The sequence below is a fragment of the Nannocystis punicea genome (assembly GCF_026965555.1).
Classification (GTDB): domain Bacteria; phylum Myxococcota_A; class Polyangia; order Nannocystales; family Nannocystaceae; genus Nannocystis; species Nannocystis punicea.
This window is the reverse complement of record NZ_CP114040.1, coordinates 2,839,495-2,858,956: the sequence shown is the minus strand read 5'-3', so window position 1 is coordinate 2,858,956 and position 19,462 is coordinate 2,839,495. Positions and strand designations below refer to the sequence as shown.

General features: G+C 76.4%; 2 protein-coding genes. Both read left to right on the top strand.

Features of this window, described 5'->3' with window-relative positions; genetic code table 11:
* Position 1 precedes the first annotated feature (1 nt).
* On the top strand, positions 2-6,952 hold the full coding sequence (locus O0S08_RS10730) for an SDR family NAD(P)-dependent oxidoreductase (protein ID WP_443094083.1): 6,951 nt from the start codon (positions 2-4) through the stop codon (positions 6,950-6,952).
* Positions 6,949-19,461 (top strand): type I polyketide synthase, encoded by a 12,513-nt coding sequence (locus O0S08_RS10725; RefSeq protein ID WP_269038985.1) that lies wholly within the window; start codon positions 6,949-6,951, stop codon positions 19,459-19,461. The genes O0S08_RS10730 and O0S08_RS10725 overlap by 4 nt, the downstream gene beginning before the upstream one ends.
* Position 19,462: the final 1 nt, after the last annotated feature.

The window sequence follows — 19,462 nt, the reverse complement described above, 5'->3', positions numbered from 1 at the left end:
AATGGCAACGACCTCACTGTCTCGACACGGTGAATTACGCTCCTGGTTGGTGTCTGCGGTCGCCTCCGCCTGTGGGGTGGAGTCGGCCGCGATCGATCCGGGGGAGCGTTTTCATCGCTATGGACTCGATTCGCTGCGAGCGAGCCGACTGATCGCGGCGCTCGGCGAGCGGCTCGGCCGCGCTCTTTCGCCGACCCTGGCGTGGGAGCACCCGACGGTCGATTCGCTGATCTCGCACCTGCTCGACGAACATACGGAAGGGTCCGGAGCGGCCCACGGGCCGGAGGCTCCCGCCGAGCCGATCGCAATCGTCGGCATGGCGTGCCGGCTGCCGCAGGCGCCCGACGTCGCGGCGTTCTGGCGGCTGCTGCACGACGGAATCGACGCCGTCGGCGAGGTGCCGGCGGAGCGCGGCTGGGACGATTTGCTGGCGACGCGCGGGGTGTCCCCGGCGGAGCGAACGACGGTCCGGCGCGGGGCTTTCCTCGCGCGAATCGACGGGTTCGATCCGATGTTTTTCGGGATCTCGCCGCGTGAGGCCGCCGCGATGGATCCGCAGCAACGGCTCATGCTCGAGCTGGCGTGGGAGGCGCTCGAGGACGCCGGGATCGCGCCGCGCTCGCTCACTGGATCGGCGACCGGCGTATTCGCCGGGGCGATCTGGTCCGATTACGAGGATCTCCTTTATCGCGCGGGAGCGGCCGCGCTCGGGCCGTACACGGTCACCGGCAGCCACTACAGCATCATCGCCAATCGGATCTCGTACGTGCTGGGGCTGCGAGGTCCGAGCATGACGATCGATTCCGCGTGCTCGTCGGGGCTGGTCGTCACGCATTTGGCGTGCGAGAGCCTGCGGCGCGGCGAATCGACGGTCGCCCTCGCGGGCGCGGTCAACTTGAACGTGCGCCCGGAGAGCGCGCTCGCGGTCCAGCGGTTCGGGGCGCTGTCGCCGAGCGGCCGCTGCCACACCTTCGACGCCCGCGCCGACGGCTACGTGCGCGGCGAGGGCGGCGGGCTGGTCGTGCTGAAGACGCTGGCGCGCGCGCTCGCCGACGGCGACCGGATCCGGGCGGTCATCCGCGGCTCGGCGGTCAACAACGACGGCGCGAGCAACGGCCTGACCGCGCCGAGCCGCGCGGCCCAGGAGGCGGTGCTGGCCGCGGCGTATCGCCGGGCCGGGGTGTCCGCCGGCGAGGTGCAATACGTCGAGGCGCACGGCACCGGGACGCCGCTCGGCGACCCGATCGAGGCGCGGGCGCTCGGGGCGGTGCTCGGCGCGGGCCGGCCGACCGAGGCGCCGCTGCTGGTCGGCTCGGTCAAGACGAACCTCGGGCACCTCGAGGGCGCGGCCGGGATCGTCGGGCTGATCAAGACGACTCTGGCGATCGAGCACCGCGAGGTGCCGCCGAACCTGCACTTCACGGCCGAGAACCCGCACGCGCCGCTGGCCGAGCTCGGCCTCGCGGTGCCGACGACGGCCCGCCCGTGGCCGGCGCCGGAGCGGGCGCTGGTCGCAGGGGTGAGCTCGTTCGGGCTCGGCGGGACGAACGCGCATGTGGTGCTGCAAGAGTGGCCGGGGCCGGTCACGTCGGCGTCACGGGTCGAAGTCGGTTCGACTGCGTCTCGCGTGGCGTTCGTGTTCCCGGGCCAGGGCGCGCAATGGCCAGGGATGGCGCGGACGCTGCTTCACGAGGAGCCGGTCATCCGCGCGTCCCTGAGCGCGTGCGACCGGCTGATCCGCCGGTGGATGGACTGGTCGCTGCTCGACGAGCTGGCGGGCGCGAGGGCGTCGCGGCTCGAGCAGATCGAATGCAGTCTGCCGGCGATCATCTCGCTCGACATCGCGGTGGCTACTTGGTGGCGCTCGCGGGGGGTCGAGCCGTCGGCGGTCGTCGGTCACAGCACAGGGGAGATCGCGGCCGCCCACGTCGCCGGGATCCTCGACCTCGCGGACACGATGCAGACGATCTGCGCGTACGGGCGGTTCGTCGGCCGGTTCTCGGGGCGCGGCGGGATGGCGTTCGTCGGCCTGCCGTGGGACGAGTGCGGGCGCGTGCTGGCAGAGCTCGACGCGCGGGTGTTCCGGGCGATCGAGGACAGCGTCGAGGGCACGGTGGTCGCGGGGCCGCCGGAGGCGCTGGCCGAATTGTTGGTGGCGCTCACGGCCCGCGGGGTGTTCGCGCGGCCGGTGCGAATGGACGTCGGGCCCCACTCGCCGCTGGTCGATTCGGTGCGCGAGGAGCTGTTCGCGGCGCTGCAGGGGATCCGGCCGCGACCGGCGCAGGTCCCTCTGATCTCGGAGGTGACGGGCGCGGAGGTCGACGGGCGCACGCTCGACGCCGGCCACTGGGTCCGCAACTTCGGCGACCCGGCGTTCTTCTCGCGGGCGATCGACACGCTGCTCGAGCGCGGCCACCGGGTGTTCCTCGACGTGGGTCCGCACCCGATCACCGCGCATTCGCTGGCGGCCAACCTGCGACGCGCGGGCGGTGGCTCGGTGATCGCGTCGCTGCGGCGCGACGAGGACGGCCGGACGACGCTGCGCGAGGCGAGCTCGACGCTGACGTCGCTCGGGGTGGCAGTCCGCGAGGCGGCGGACGACGCTGCGGACGAGGGGCAGGCGTGGTTGCTGCCGCTGTCGGCCCGCGACGCCGGGGCGCTGGCGGCCCGCGCCGGCGACGTCGCGGCGCTGCTGCGCGAGGGGGCGCGGCTGCGCGACGTGGCGTTCACTGCGAGCGCCCGGCGCGAGGCGCTGGCGGAGCGGCTGGTGGTGATCGGTCGCTCGCGGGCGGCGCTGGCGGACGAGCTGGCGGCGTTCGCCGGGGGACAGCCCGGCGAGGGCAGCCCGCGCGGGCGAGTGCGGCGCGGCGGGCCGGAGCCGCGGGTGCTGGTGTTCGCCGGGCAAGGCTCGCAGTGGATCGGGATGGGCCGGCAGCTGCTGGCCGAGGAGCCGCTGTTCCGCGCGCAGGTCGAGCTGTGCGACGCGCTGGTGCGCGAGCAGACGGGCTGGTCGCTGCTGGCGGAGCTCCACGCGCCGGAGGAGCGGTCGCGGCTGTTCGCGTCGGAGGTGGCCCAGCCGACGCTGTTCACGGTGCAGATCGGCCTGGCGGCGCTGCTCGCCGCGTGGGGGGTGCGGCCGGACGCGGTGATCGGCCAGAGCGCGGGCGAGGTCGCGGCTGCGTACGTGGCGGGGGCGCTGACGCTGGAGGACGCGGTGCGGGTGATCGTGCTGCGCGGCCAGGTCCTGCAAGGCGCGTCGGGCTGCGGGAAGATGGCGTGGGTGGCCCTGCCCCGCGAGGCGGCGGCGCGGGCGATCGCGGGGCGCGAGGCGGAGGTGGCGATCGCGGCGGTCAACGACCCGGGCTCGGTGCTGCTGTCGGGCGGGCCGGCGCTGGCCGAGGTGCTGGCCGAGCTGACCGCGCGCGGCGTGGTCCACCGGGCGATGCCGACGGTGGACTTCGCGTCGCACGGGCCGTTGATGGAGCCGTTCGCGGCGTCGCTGGTGCGGGCGCTCGGGACGGTCGCGGCGCGGCCGACGACGGTGCCGATGTACAGCACCGTGGTCGGCGAACGGATCGCCGGCGAGGAGCTCGGCGCGGCCTACTGGGGCCGCAACGTCCGCGAGCCGGTGGAGCTGGCCCGCGCGGTCGCGCGGTCGTTCGCCGACGGGCACCGGCTGTACGTCGAGATCGGGCCGCATCCGGTGGCGCTGCAGAGCCTGTCGCAGTGCCTGGCGGCCGCGGGCGACGGGCGGGCGATCGCGACGCTGCGCCGCGACGGGGACCCGCGGCGCGAGCTGCTGACGACTCTCGGCGAGGTCTGGGCGCACGGCGGCGAGGTCGACCTCGCGGCGCTCCATCCGGCCGGCGGGCGCGTGCTGGCGCTGCCGGCGTATCCCTGGCAGCGCGAGCGGCACTGGGTCGAGGCGGCACGGCCGACGCGGCGCTCGGCGGACGAACACCCGCTGCTCGGGGCGCCGCTGGCGTCGGCGCTGCATCCGGAGGAGCAGGTGTGGGAGCAGGGCTCCCTGGCGGAGGACCAGCCGTGGGTCGCGGAGCACCGATTCGGGGACGCGGCGATCGTGCCGGGGAGCGCGTTCCTGGCGCTGTCGCTGGCCGCGGGGGCGGCGATCCACGGCGCGGACGGGTTCGCGGTGCACGAGCTGCGCTTCGAGCGGATGCTCGCCCTGCCCTGCGGGAAGCTGCAGGTCGGGGTCGCCGGGGACGGTCGGCTGACGATCGCCAGCCGGGCCGACGGGACCGCGTGGACGCGGCACGCGTCGGGCCGGCTGGTGGCGACGAGCGCGGATGTCCCGGGGGACAGGATCGGCCCGGGGTCGCGGGCTGGCCTTTCGGACAGGAAGGCGGGGCGTGCTGGTGAGGCCGGGTCTCAGGCTGGCCTTTCGGACAGGGTGGCTGGTGAGTCGGCTGTCCTTTCGGACATAGCGACGGGCCGCGCCAGCGATGCAGCTGTCCTTTCGGACATGTCGACGGGCCGCGTCGGCGGGGCTGGGTCTGTCCTTTCGGACATCGCTACGGGCCGCGCCAGTGAGGCTGTCCTTTCGGCCAGGGTAATGGGCAGCGCCGGCGATGCTGTCCTTGCGGACATGTCGACGGGCGGCGCCGGTGGGGCTGTCCTTGCGGACAGGGCGCCGGGCGGCAAGATCGAGCAGATCCGTGGCCGCTGCGCGGGCGCGGTCGGGGCGGCCGAGCACTACGCGACGCTCGAGCGCTGGGGGGTGGCGTACGGGCCGAGGCTGCGGTCGGTCGAGCAGGTGTGGTTCGGCGACGGCGAGGCGCTCGGGCGGGTGCGCGTGCCGGAGGCGGCGGACGAGGCGGGACAGGCGGCGCTGCTCGACGGGGCGCTGCAGGTGGCGATGGCGCTGGTGCTGCGCGGCGCGGCGAGTCCGGCGATCCCGGTGGCGCTGGCGCGGACGCGGGTCCCTGCCCCGCTGCCGGCGGCCGCGTGGGTCCACGCGCGCCGCGACGGCGAGGTGACGGAGCTGGCGCTGCTCGACGACGACGGGCGGGTGCTCGCCGAGCTGTCGGGGCTGCGCTGCGCGGCGATGGCCGGCAGCATCGACCCACTGGCAGAGTGCGCCTACGAGGTGACGTGGCGCCGCTACGAGCGGGCCCCGGCCGCGCGCGAGGCCGCCGAGGGGCGGTGGATCGTGCTCGGCGACGCGGGCGGCACGGGAGCGGCGCTGGCCCGGGCGCTGCGCGGGCGCGGGGCGACGTGCGTCGAGCTCGCGGCCGGACGCGTGGACGAGCTGCCGGGCCTGCTGGCCGGCGGGTGTCGCGGGGTGATCCACTGCGGCAGCCTCGACGCGGCGCAGTGGGCGGAGACGACGCCCGCCTCGCTGGCGGCGGACCTGCGGCGCGGGACGGTCTCGGCGATCGCCACGGCGCGGGCGCTGCTCGCGGCGGGCCTGCGCGATCTGCCGCGGCTGGTGCTGGTGACGCGCGGGGCCCAGGCCATCCACTCGGACGCGGTGGCGGCCGCCCAGGCGCCGCTGTGGGGGATGGCTCGCACTCTGGTGCTGGAGCACCCGGAGCTCGAGTGCCTGCGCGTCGACCTGCCGCCGTCGCCGGCGGCCGACGAGGTGGAGCTGCTGGCGGACACTCTGCTGGCCGACGACGACGAGACCGAGGTCGCGCTGCGGGCCGTGCACGACCCACGCGCGACCGGGGTGAAGCGGCCGCTGACGCGGTTCGTGGCGCGCCTGGTGCGGAGCCGGATCGACGCGCCGGCGGAGGTCCGCGGGCTGCCTGCAGAGGCGACGTACTTGATCACGGGCGGGCTCGGCGGGCTGGGTCTGGCGCTGGCCCGCGGCCTGGCGGACCGGGGGGCGCGGCACCTCGTGCTGGTCGGCCGCAGCGAGCCGACGGCGGCCGCGCGGATGGCGATCGCGGCGATCGAGGCGACCGGGGCGAAGGTCCACGTGATGCCGGGCGACGTGGCCGAGGCCGGCGAGGCGGCGCGGATCGTCGGGCAGATCGCGGCGACGCTGCCGCCGCTGCGCGGGGTCGTGCACGCGGCGGCGGTGATCGGCGATCGCACGGTGGCGCGGCTCGAGGAGGCCGAGTTCTGGGTGCCGATCCGGCCGAAGGTGCTCGGGGCGTGGCACCTGCACGCGGCCACCCGCGCGCTGCCGCTCGAGTTCTTCGTGATGTACTCGTCGCTGGTCGCGGTGCTCGGGTCGCTGGGACAGGCGGCCTACGGGGCAGGCAATGCGTTCCTCGACGCGCTGGCGCACGCGCGCGCGGCCGAGGGGCTGCCGGCGACCAGCGTGCAGTGGGGCACGTTCTCGGACGTCGGCATGACGACCGCGCTGCTCGATCGCGGGTCGCGGCTGGTGTCGCACGGGCTCGAGCACTTCTCGCCGGCCGAGGGCAACGCGCTGATCGAGCGGCTGCTGGCGCGACCGCGGGTCGAGGTGGCGCTGGCCCGGTTCTCGCTGCGGCGGTGGGTCGATTCGACGCCGCAGGTCGCGGGGGCGCCGTTCCTGTCGGAGCTGCCGCAGGAGGAAGAAGCGGCGGCGGGGCCGAGCGCGGCGAGCGGGTCGATCCGCGAGGCCGTGGCGCGGGCGCCCGCGGGCGAGCGGATGGCGGCGCTCGAGGACCACGTGGTCGAGCAGCTCGGGCGGGTGCTGCGGCTGCCGCCGGAGAAGATCGAGCGCGGGCTGCCGTTCACGCGGATCGGGCTCGACTCGCTGATGAGCCTCGAGACGCGCAACCGGCTCGAGCGCAGCCTGGGGCTCAAGCTGCCGCCGACGCTGTGCTTCACCTATCCCGACACGACGAGCCTGGCGGCGTTCCTGCTGGCGACGCTCGGGCTCGCGGCCGACGATGACGAGGAGACGGCGACGGACCTCGACGACAGCGACGACGACGTGCTGGCGGCGTTCGACGCGTCGCTGCGCGGCCTGGACGGCGAGGAGGCGGACGGGTGAGCGAGGATCAGCTCCGGCAGTACCGCGCGCGGCTCAAGGAAGCCACGGCGGTGATCGAGCGGCTCCGCGGCAAGCTGACCGCCGAGCAGGCCCGCAACGAGGCGCGCGAGGAGCCGCTGGCGATCGTCGGGGCGGCGTGCCGGTTCCCGGGCGGCGGCGACGGGCTCGACGCGTTCTGGGAGCGGCTCGCCGACGGGGTCGACGCGGTGCGCGAGATCCCGGCGGAGCGCTGGCCGCAGGACACGATCCCCGGCGGCAGGCCCGAGGTGCGGTGGGCGGCGCTGCTCGACGCGGTCGACCGCTTCGACGCGGAGTTCTTCGGGGTGTCGCCGCGCGAGGCGGAGCGCCTCGACCCGCAGCAACGATTGCTGCTCGAGGTGGCCTGGGAGGCGCTCGAGGACGCGGGGGCGCGGGTCGACGCGCTCGCGGGGGCGCAGGTCGGGGTGTTCGCCGGCCTCAACTCGCTCGACTACCAGCACCACCTGATGCGCCGCGGCCTCGCCGATGTCGACGCGTACAGCGCGACCGGGACGCTGCTGAGCACCGCGAGCGGGCGGATCTCGTACAGCTTCGGGTTCCAGGGGCCGTGCGTGTCGCTCGACACGGCCTGCTCGTCGTCGCTGGTGGCGGTGGCGCTGGCGTGCCAGAGCCTGCGCGCGGGCGAGTGCGAGGTGGCGCTGGCGGGCGGAGTGACGCTGCTGCTGTCGCCGTTCATGATGGCGCTGGCGGCCGGGACGCAGGCGCTGTCGCCGGACGGGCGCTGCAAGGTGCTCGACGCGCGCGCGAACGGGTTCGTCCGCGGCGAGGGCTGCGGGATGGTGGTGCTCAAGCGGCTGTCCGACGCGCGGCGCGACGGCGACCTGGTGCGGGCGGTGATCCGCGGCTGGGCGATCAACCAGGACGGGCGCTCGACCGGGCTGACCGCGCCGAACGTGCGCTCGCAGGAGGAGCTGCTGCGCGCCGCGCTGACGCGGGCCGGCGTGGGGCCGCACGAGGTCGGGTACGTCGAGATGCACGGGACCGGGACGCCCCTCGGCGACCCGATCGAGACCGACGCGCTGAAGGCGGTGCTCGGGGCGCCGCGCGCCGACGGCCCGAGCTGCGTGCTCGGGGCGGTGAAGTCCAACCTGGGGCACCTCGAGGCGGCGGCAGGGGTCGCCGGGCTGATCAAGGCGACGCTGGCGCTCGAGCGCGAGGTGGTGCCGAAGAACCTGCACTTCCGCCGGCTCAACCCGCGGATCTCCCTCGCAGGGACGCCGTTCGTGGTGCCGCGCGAGCCGGTGCCCTGGCCCCGCGGCGAGCGGCGGCGGATCGCGGGGGTGAGCTCGTTCGGGATCAGCGGGACGAACGTGCACGTGGTGCTCGAGGAGGCGCCCGCGGTCGCGGGTGGGCTGGTCTCGGGGACAGGCTCGGCGCGGGCGGACGCGGGCGGTGAGCTGGCTTCGGGGACAGGTTCGGCGCGGGCCGGTGGGATGTCCGCGGGGACAGGTTTTGTGCGGGCAGTCGATATGTCCTCGGGGACAGGCCCGACGCAGGCTGACTGGATGTCCTCGGGAGCTGCTTCGGCGCGGGCGGACGGGGCCGGTGAGATGGCCTCGGGGACAGGTTCGGCGCGAACCGGTGGGATGTCCGCGGGGACAGGTTCGGCGCGGGGCGACGAGAGTGCGAGCGAGCGGGTGATGCGGCCCGAGCTGGTGGTGCTTTCGGCCAGGAGCGCGGCGGCCCTCGATGCGCAGGCGGAGCGGCTGGCGGCGCATCTGGTGGCAGAGCCGTCGGTCGGGGTCGGCGATGTCGCGTTCAGTCTGGCGACCACGCGGACGGCGATGGAGCACCGGCTGACGCTCGTGGCGGGCTCGCGGGCGGGGCTGGTCGAGGCGCTGGCGGCCGCGGGCCGCGGCGAGACGCCGGCAGGGGCGACCCGCGGGGTGGCAGGGCGGAGCAAGCTGGCGCTGCTGTTCACGGGTCAGGGGGCGCAGATCCTGGGCATGGGCCGGGCGCTGCATGCGGCGTGGCCGGCGTTCCGCGAGCGCTTCGACGCGTGCGTGGCGCTGCTCGACCGCGAGCTGCCGCGGCCGCTGACCGCGGTGATGTGGGCCGAGCCCGGGAGCGCCGCGGCGGCGCAGCTCGACGAGACCCTGTTCACGCAGCCGGCGCTGTTCGCCTTCGAGGTCGCCCTGGCGGCCTTGTGGCAGTCGTGGGGCGTCGTGCCGGATCTGGTCGCCGGGCACAGCATCGGCGAGATCGCGGCCGCGTGCGTCGTGGGCGTGCTGTCGCTCGCGGACGCGGCGCGGCTGGTCGGGGCGCGGGCGCGGCTGATGCAGGCGCTGCCGGCCGGCGGCGCGATGACGTCGATCGAGGCCGACGAGGACGAGGTCGCGGCCGCCGTGGCGCCTCACGCGGCGAGCGTGTCGATCGCGGCGCTCAACGGGCCGCGCCAGGTGATCGTCGCCGGCGCCGAGGCGGCGGTGCGGACGATCTGCGCCGGGTTCGCGGCGCGCGGAGCAAGGACGCGGCCGCTGCGGGTGTCGCACGCGTTCCACTCGCCGCTGATGGAGCCGATGCTGGCGGCGTTCCGCCAGGCGACTGCGACGCTGGAATTTCATCCGCCGAAGCGGCCGCTGGTGTCGTGCGCGACCGGGGCGCTCGCGGGGCCGGAGCTCGGGACGCCGGAGTACTGGGTCCGCCACGTGCGCGAGCCGGTGCGCTTCGCGGCCGGGGTGCGGGCGCTCCACGCGGCCGGGGCGCGCTCGTTCGTGGAGGTCGGGCCGAAGCCGACGCTGCTCGGGCTGGTGCCCGGGTGCCTGCCGGCGGACGCAGCGGTGACGCTGATCCCGTCGGTGCGCGGCGCGGACGAGGAGGCGGCCGGGGTGCTGGCGGCGCTCGGCAGCGTGTGGGCCGGCGGCGGGGCGGTGCGCTGGTCGGAGGTTTTTTTCCCGGGGGCCCGACGGGTGCGGCTGCCGACGTACGCGTGGCAGCGGACGCGCCACTGGCTCGACGCGCCGGACGCGACCGGCCGGGCCGCAGGCGAGCCGACCGGGCACCCGCTGCTCGGGGTGCGCGTGGCGGCTGCCGGGGTGCTGGCGCTGTTCGAGACGGTGCTCGGGCTGCCGACGCACCCGTGGCTCGGGGACCATCGAGTGGTCGGGCGCGCGGTGGTGCCGGCGGCCGCGGTCGCGGAGCTGGTGCGGGCGGCGTTGGTGCGCGCGGCCAGTGGGATGTCGCGGGTGACGGGGCTGGTGCTGACGACGCCGCTGGTGCTGCCGGAGTCGGGGGCGCTGCGCGTGCAGGTCGTCGTGTCCAGCGAGGCGGAGGTGGCGGTGTACAGCCAGCCGCTGGCCGGGCCCGCGAGCGCCGGCTGGACGCGCCACGCGAGCGCGACCGGGACGGCGGGGAGCGAGCCGGCGGAGCACGATCTGGGGCAGCTGCGCGCTCGCTGTCCGGAGGCAGTCGACGCGGCGGCGCTGCACGACCGCTTCGCGGCGCTCGGGATCCACTACGGGCCGGCGTTCCGCGGGCTGCGCTCGCTGTGGCGCGGGGCCGGCGAGGCGCTGGCGGAGCTGGCGGGCGACGAGCTCCGGATGGCGGAGGGGCTGTCCCCTGCCCTGCTCGACGCGGCGCTGCAGGCAGTGCTGGCGACGCTGCCCGAGGCGCCGGGCGAGGCGCTGCGGATGCCGCTGGCGCTCGGCGGGTTCGCGGTCCACGGGCCGGGGGCGGCGTGGGCCCACGTGCGGCTGCGCGAGGAGGCCGGCGAGGTCGCGGACGTGACGCTGCTCGACGCGACCGGGACGGTGGTGGCGGAGGTCGAGGAGCTGCGGCTGCAGGTCGTCGATCGGGCTGCCGTCGGTCGCGGACGGTCGAGCGCCGGGGCGATGTGGCGGCTCGCGTGGCAGGCTGCGCCGGAAGTCGCGGAGCGAGCGGAGCCGGGGCGCTGGGTGGTCGTCGGCGGCTCGCGGCTGGCGGCGACGCTGGCGGAGGCGCTGGACGATTGCGTGTGCACGGACGCGGCGGGGCTGCCGGCGGCGCTGGCGGAGCTCGAGGCGGCGCAGGTGCTCGCGGTGTTCGACGAGCCGGATGACGGAGCGGAGGCGGCGCTGCGGACGGCGACCGAGGCGCTGGCGATCGCGCAGGCGTCGATCGGCCGCGCGGGTCGGCTGTGCTGGGTGACGCGCGGTGCCGTCGCGGTCGCGGACGGCGAGGCGGTGGCGGTCGCGGCGGCTCCCGTGTGGGGCCTCGGACGGACGTTGATGCAGGAGCATCCGGAGCTCCGTTGCGCGCTGATCGACGTCGCGGCCGGAGAGGTCGACGTCGCGGGGCTGCTGCGCGAGCTGGCGAGCGGCGACGGGGAAGATCAGGTCGCGCTGCGGAGCGGCGGGCGTCACGTCGCGCGGCTGGTGCGGATCGAGGCGGCGAGCGAGGGCGTGTCCCAAAGTGCAGGTCACGTCGTCGCGGCGAGCGAGCGCGGTGACGCTGCGGGGGCCGGGGGTGCGGGCCATGTCGTCGCGGCGAGCGAGCGCGGTGATGCTGCGGGGGCCGGGAGTGCGGGTCATGGCGTCGCGGCGAGCGAGCGCGGTGATGCTGCAGGGGCCGGGGGTGCGGGCCATGGCGTCGCGGCGAGCGAGCGCGGTGATGCTGCGGGGGCCGGGGGTGCGGGTCATGGCGTCGCATCGAGCGAGCGCGGTGATGCTGCGGGGGCCGGGAGTGCGGGCCATGGCGTCGCGGCGAGCGAGCGCGGTGGTGCTGATCTGTCCGAAAATACAGGTCACGTCGTCGCGTCGAGCGAGCGCGGCGCTGCGGTGTCCGATAGCGACAGTCACGTCGTCGCGCTGAGCGAGCGCGGTGGTGCTGCGGGGTCCGAGAGTGGTTCCGTTGTCGCGCCGGGCGAGCGCGGTGGCGTTGAGGTGTCCCAAAGTGCAGCTCAGGTCGTCGCGCTGAGCGAGCGCGGTGATGCTGCGGTGGCCGGGAGTGCAGGTCATGTCGTCGCGCTGAGCGAGCGCGGTGGCGCTGGGGTGTCCCAAAGTGCAGGTCGTGTCGTCGCGTCGAGCGAGCGCGGCGGCGTTGAGGTGTCCCAAAGTGCAGGTCAGGTCGTCGCGTCGAGCGAGCGCGGCGGCGTTGAGGTGTCCCAAAGTGCAGGTCGTGTCGTCGCGTCGAGCGAGCGCGGTGGCGTTGAGGTGTCCCAAAGTGCAGGTCGTGCCGTCGCGTCGAGCGAGCGCGGCGGCGTTGAGGTGTCCCAAAGTGCAGGTCGTGTCGTCGCGTCGAGCGAGCGCGGCGCTGCGGGGTCCGGGAGCGGTTCCCCTGTCGCGCCGACCGACGGCACGGTGCTGGTGACGGGCGGGCTCGGGGCGCTGGGGCTGCACGTGGCGCGGTGGCTTGTCGAGCGCGGGACGCCGCACGTGCTGCTGGTCGGGCGGCGCGGGCTGGCGGCGCCGGGGGCCGCAGAGGCGGTCGCGGAGCTGGTCGGCGGCGGGGCGCGGGTGACTGTGGCGGCGGTCGATGTCGCCGACCGGGCGGCGCTGGCGAAGGTGCTCGCCGAGCTGCCGGCCGCGCTGCCGCTGCGCGGGGTGGTGCACGCGGCCGGGGCGCTCGAGGACGGGCTGGTGACCGCGCAGACGGCCGAGGGGCTCGCGCGGGTGTTCGCGCCGAAGGTCGCGGGGGCGTGGAACCTGCACGCGCTGACCGAGGGGACCGAGCTCGCGCTGTTCGTGCTGTTCTCGTCGCTCGCGGGGACGCTCGGCGCGGCGGGTCAGGCCAACTACGCGGCGGCCAACGCGTGGCTCGACGCGCTCGCGGCTCATCGGCGAGCGAGAGGGCTGCCGGCGCAGAGCCTGGCTTGGGGGCCGTGGGCCGAGGTCGGGATGGCGGCGGAGCTCGGGGCGGCCCAGCGCGATCGACTGGCGCGCCAGGGGTTCGCCGGCCTGGCGCCGGCGCAGGGGCTCGAGTTACTCGCGTCGGCGCTCGCGCGGCCCGAGGCGCTGCTCGGGCTGGCGGTGATCGATCCGCGGGCAGCCGGTCGGGTGGCGGGGACAGTGCCCCCGGTGTGGCGCGCGCTGGTGACGGGCGACGCTGCCGGGGGCGCGCGGCCGAGGGTCGCGCGGGCGGAGGCGGAGGAGCTGCCGACGGCCCAGGGCTGGCGTGAGCGGCTGAGCGGGCTGCCGACGGCGCGGCGGCTCGAGCGGGTGCGAGCGGCGATCCAGGCGGAGGTCGGGCGGGTGCTGTCGTCCGGCGCGGCGGTGGCGATCGATCGGCCGCTGCAGGAGCTCGGGCTCGACTCGCTGATGGCGGTCGAGCTGCGCAACGCATTGGCGACGCGCTTCGGGGTCGGGCTGCCGGCGACGCTGGTGTTCGACGCGCCGACGGTGGCGAGCCTGGCGGAGCGCGTGCTCGCGGCGATGAAGCTGGCGGAGGCGCCGGCGACGGAGGCCGCGGCGAAGCTGGTGGACGGGTCGGCGACGGAGCCGGCGGACGGGCTCGCGACGGAGGCCGCGACGAAGCTGGCGACGGGGCCGGCGGACGGGCTCGCGACGAACAAGGCGCGGGTCGGGCCGGCGGGCGAGGTGCCGATCGCGATCGTCGGCATGGGTTGTCGCCTGCCCGGCGGCGTCGACGATCCGGAGGCGTTCTGGCGGCTGCTCGCCGAGGGGCGCGACGCGATCGCCGAGGTGCCGCGCGAGCGCTGGGACGCGGCGGCGCTGTACGACCCGGATCCGTCGGCGGTCGGCAAGTCGATCTGCCGCTCGGGCGGGTTCTTGCGCGACATCGATCGCTTCGAGCCGGGGTTCTTCGGCATCTCGCCGCGCGAGGCGGCCCGCATGGACCCGCAGCAGCGGCTGCTGCTCGAGACCAGCTGGGAGGCGCTCGAGCGGGCCGGGATCGCGGCGGAGCGGCTCGGCGGCAGCGACACGGGGGTGTTCGTCGGGCTGATGTACCAGGAGTACGGGGCCCGCACGACCGACCTGGCGGAGCTCGACGGCTACGTCAGCACGGGCGGAGCGGCGAGCGTGGCGTCGGGGCGGCTGTCGTACGTGCTCGGGCTCAAGGGGCCGAGCATGACGGTCGACACCGCGTGCTCGTCGTCGCTGGTGACGGTGCACCTGGCCTGCCAGGCGCTGCGCCGCGGCGAGTGCTCGCTGGCGCTGGCCGGCGGGGCGGCGCTGATGCTGACGCCGACGGTGTTCGTCGAATTCAGCCGGCTGCGCGGGCTGGCGCCGGACGGGCGCTGCAAGAGCTTCGCGGCGGGGGCCGACGGGGTCGGCTGGAGCGAGGGCTGCGGGATGCTGGTGCTCAAGCGCCTGCCGGACGCGCTGCGCGACGGCGATCCGGTGCTCGGGGTGATCCGCGGCTCGGCGGTCAACCAGGACGGGCGCAGCAACGGGCTGACGGCGCCGAACGGGCCGTCGCAGGAGGCGGTGATCCGCAAGGCGCTGGCCGCCGCCGGGGTGGCGCCGGCGGAGCTCGACTACGTCGAGTGCCACGGGACGGGCACGTCGCTCGGCGACCCGATCGAGGCGCAGGCGCTCGGGGCGGTGATGCTCGGGGCGCGGCCGGCGGACCGGCCGCTGGTGATCGGCTCGGTGAAGTCGAACCTCGGCCACACCCAGGCGGCCGCGGGCGCGACGGGGATCATGAAGGTGCTGCTGGCGCTGCAGCACGAGACCATCCCGCGCAGCCTGCACTTCGACCGGCCGAGCCCGCACGTGCCGTGGAGCGAGTTGCCGCTGACGGTCGCGCAGGCGGCGGTCGCCTGGCCCAAGGGAGAGGTGCCGCGGCGCGCAGGGGTCAGCTCGTTCGGGGTCAGCGGGACCAATGCGCACGTGGTGATCGAGGAGGCGCCGCGAGCAGCGGAGCGAGCGACGGGGCCGAGGCGCCCGGAGCTGGTGGTGCTGTCGGCCAGAGATTCGGCGGCGCTCGCCGAGGGGGCGCTGCGCCTGCGGGCCCACGTGGAAGCGCGGCCGGAGCTGGCGCTCGCCGACGTGGCGCTGAGCCTGGCGACCGGCCGCGCGGCGATGGAGCAGCGGCTCGCGCTGGTGGTCGGGTCGCGCGCGGAGCTGCTGGCCGGGCTGACAGCCGCGGCGGGCGAGACGACGCCGGAGGGCGCGGCGCGCGGGCGGACTGCGGGCGAGACGACACTGGACAACTCGGCGCGCGGGCGGACTGAGAGCGAGGGCTCGCGCGAGGCAACTTCGGCCCGCGGGCGGACCGCGGGCGAGACGACACTGGACAACTCGGCGCGCGGGCGGACTGAGAGCGAGGGCTCGCGCGAGGCAACTTCGGCGCGCGGGCGGGCCGCGGGCGAGACGACACTGGACAACTCGGCGCGCGGGCGGACTGAGAGCGAGGGCTCGCGCGAGGCAACTTCGGCCCGCGGGCGGACCGCGGGGCGGCCGAAGGTGGTGTTCGTGTTCCCGGGCCAGGGCGGGCAGTGGCTGGGGATGGGCCGGCAGCTGCTGGCCGAGGAGCCGGTGTTCCGCGCGCGCCTCGAGGAGTGCGACCGGGCGATCGCGGCGGAGGTCGGCTGGTCGGTGCTGGCCGAGCTGCAGGCGCCGCCGGAGACTGCGCGGCTCGACCGCATCGAGGTGGTGCAGCCGGTGCTGTTCGCGGTCGAGGTCGGGCTGGCGGCGCTGTGGCGGTCGTGGGGGATCGAGCCGGACGCGGTGGTCGGGCACAGCATGGGCGAGGTGGCGGCGGCCCACGTGGCCGGGGCGCTCTCGCTGGCCGACGCTGCGCGGGTGATCTGCCGCCGCAGCCGGCTGCTGCAGTCGATCAGCGGGGCCGGCGAGATGGCGGTGGTCGAGCTGTCGCTGGCGGCCACGGAGGCGGCGCTGCGCGGGTTCGAGGACCGGCTGAGCGTGGCGGCCAGCAACGGGCCGCGGACGACGGTGATCGCCGGCGAGGCGGCGGCGCTGGCGGAGGTGCTGGCCCGGCTGACCGCGGCGCAGGTGTTCTGCCGGCGGGTCAAGGTCGACGTCGCCAGCCACAGCCCGCAGGTCGAGCCGCTGCGGGGGCCGCTGCGGGCGGCGCTGGGCGACCTGTCCCCGAGGACAGCCGAGATCCCGATCCGCTCGACGGTGACGGGGGCGATCCTGGCGGGGCCGGAGCTGGGGGCCGAGTACTGGATCGCCAACCTGCGCGAGCCGGTGCGCTTCGCGGGGGCGATCGCGGAGCTGGTGGCCGAGGGGCACGCGGTGTTCGTGGAGATCAGCCCGCACCCGGTGCTGACGCCGGCGGTCGAGGAGATCCGGGCGGCCGCGGGCGCGCCCGGGGTGGCGGTCGGGTCGCAGCGGCGCGAGCAGGACGAGCGGCGAGCGCTGCTCGAGTCGCTGGCGGCCCTGTGGGTCCACGGCTGCGCGCCGGCGTGGGAGCGGGTGCTGCCGACAGAGGCGCGGCGGGTGCCGCTGCCGACGTACGCGTGGCAGCGCGGGCGCTACTGGGTCGAGGCGTCGGCGAACAGGACGGCGCACCGCAGCGGGCACCCGCTGCTGGGGGCCTCACAGTCGCTGTCGGCGCCCGCGGGGGCGCGGCTGTGGGAGTCGGAGATCGCGAGCGAGCGGCCGGGGTGGCTGGCGGATCACCGGGTGAACGGGACCGTGGTGCTGCCGGGGGCCGGGTCGGCGGAGATGATGCTGGCCGCGGCGACCGAGGCGCTCGGCGGGCCGGTGGTGCTGACGGAGGTCGCGTTCGTCGCGGCGCTGACGCTCGAGTCGGCGGCGACGGTGCAGGTGTTCGCGGCCGAGGAGGAGCCCGGAGCGCTGCGCGTGCAGCTGGCGAGCCGGCGGTCGGAGGCGCCGCAGGGGGCGTGGACGGTGCACGCGCGGGCGACTGCGCGGAGGGCCGAGGCCGCTGAACCGGCGACGATCGATCGCCCGGTGCGGCGGGCCGAGGTCGCTGAACCGGCCACGATCGATCGCGCTGCCCTGCTGGCCGAGGCCGCTGAACCGGCGACGATCGATCGCCCGGCCCGGCGGGCCGAGGGCGCTGAACCGGCGACGATCGATCGCGCGGTGCGGCGGGCCGAGGTCGCTGAACCGGCGACGATCGATCGCGCGGCCCGGCGGGCCGAGGTCGCTGAACCGGCCACGATCGATCGCGCGGCCCGGCGGGCCGAGGTCGCTGAACCGGCGACGATCGATCGCGCTGCCCGGCGGGCCGAGGCCGCTGAACCGGCCACGATCGATCGCGCTGCCCTGCTGGCGATGTTCCGCGCGGCCAGCGGCGGCGACGAGGGGCAGTCGAGCGAGGCGGTGTACGCGTCGCAGGCGGCGCGCGGGCTCGAGTACGGGCCGGCGTTCCGCGGGATCGCGGCGCTGTGGCGGGTGGAGGGGCAGGCGCTCGCGCGGGTGCGGCTCGTCGACGGGCTCGCCGACGCGGGGCGGTGCCAGATCCACCCTGCCCTGCTCGACGCGTGCTTCCAGGCGCTCGCCGGGGTGTTCGCGGCCGACGAGGCGACGTGGTTGCCGGTCGCGATCGAGGCGCTGCGCGTGCACACGCCGGGGGCGCGCGGCGAGCTGTGGTGCCACGTGCGGCTGCGGCCCCAGGCGAGCGCGGACCGGCGGACTGCCGATCTGTCGGTGTGCGACGCGGACGGCCGGACCGTCGTCGAGGTCGCGGGGCTGACGGTGCAGCAGGTGGCGCTGCGCCGGCGCGACGCGAGCGACGAGTGGTTCCTCGAGCAGGCGTGGGAGGCGGTCGCGGCCGGGCCGGCGAAGGTCGGGCGCGGGCGGTTCCTGCTGCTCGGCGCGGGCGGAGGCCTCGGCGCGGCGCTGCGGGGGCGGCTCGAGGCGGCCGGTCACGCGGTGGTGCACGCGGTCGCGGGGGCGCCCGGGGCGGTGCCTGCGGGCTGCTGGGCGTTCGACGACGGGCACCCGGCGGGGCTGCGGGCGCTGCTCGGCGACGTGTTCCAGGGGACAGGTCCGACCGCGGTCGTGCACCTGCGCAGCCTCGAGGGCGACTGCGAGGTCGCGGAGGCGCTGGCGCGCGGCTGCGACAGCGCGCTGCACACGGTGCAGGCGCTGGTCGAGGTCGGCTCGCGCGACGCTGCGCGGCTGTGGCTGGTGACCCGCGGGGCCCAGGCGATCGGCGGGGCGCCGCCGGAGGTCGGCCAGGCGCCGCTGCTGGGGCTCGCGCGGGTGGTGGCGATGGAGCACCCGGAGCTCCGCTGTGCGCGGGTCGACCTCGATCCGGCGCGCCCGGCCGACGAGGCGGCGCTGCTGATGGGGGAGCTGCTGGCCGACGCGGCCGAGGACGAGGTGGCGTGGCGCGGGGCGACGCGGCAAGTGCTGCGGCTGGTCCGGCGCGCGCCCGAGGCGGGACGGAGCGCGCGGCCGTGGGCGCCGCGGGCCGACGGGAGCTACGTGATCACCGGCGGACTCGGCGGGCTCGGGCTGGTGACCGCGGCGTGGCTGGTCGAGCGCGGGGCCCGGCACCTCGTGCTGGTCGGGCGGGCCGGGGTGACCAGCGAGGAGCAACGCGAGGCCATCGCGGCGCTCGAGCGGCGCGGGGCGCAGGTGACGGTGGCGCAGGCCGACGTCGCGGTGCGCGAGCAGGTCGCGCGGGTGCTCGCGGAGGTGCCGGCGCCGCTGGCGGGGGTCGTGCACGCGGCGGGGTCGCTCGACGACGCGTTGTTGGTGCAGCAGGACCGCAGGCGGCTGCGCGCCGTGATGGCGCCGAAGATCGACGGGGCGCTGCACCTCGACGCGCTGACGCGCGGGCTGCCGCTCGACCTGTTCGTGCTGTTCGGGTCGGCGGCGGGGCTGCTCGGGGCGCCGGGTCAGGGCAACTACGCGGCGGCGAACGTGTTCCTGGCCGCGCTGGCGCACCGCCGGCGAGCGCAGGGCCTGGCGGCGCTGTGCGTCGACTGGGGGGCGTTCGCCGAGGTCGGCCTGGCGGCGGCGTCGGCGAGCCGCGGCGAGCGACTGGCGGCCCGCGGGCTGCGGAGCCTGAGCCCGGCCGAGGGTCTGGCGGCGCTCGGGCGGCTGCTCGACGCCGGGGTCACGCAGGCGGCGGTGCTGCCGTTCGACCTGCGGCAGTGGGCCGAGTTCTTCCCGGCGGCGGCGACGTCGGCGATGTTGTCGCGGCTGTTGACCGCGCCGGCGTCGGCGCGCTCCGGCGACGGCGAGGCGCTGCGGGCCCAATTGCTGCGCGCCGGTCCGGAGGCCCGGGTCGCGCTGCTGCTCGAGCGGCTGCGCGACGAGGCGGCGCGGGTGCTGCGGCTCCCCGCCGGCGAGCTCGCGGTCGAGACGCCGCTGACGGCGCTCGGCATGGACTCGCTGATGGGGCTCGAGCTGCGCAACCGGATCGAGGCGACTCTGGGGCTGCGGATCCCGGCGACGCTGCTGTGGATCTACCCGACGGTGACGGCGCTGGCCGAGCACCTGGCGGGGCTGCTGGCGGGGCCGGAGGCGACGACGACGACGCGGGCGACGCCAGTCGAGGAGCGCGCGCCGGCGCCGGCGGAAGAGGACGACCTGATGGCGCTGCTCGACGCGTCGCTGGTGCGGGCGCGGGCGCGGGAGTGAG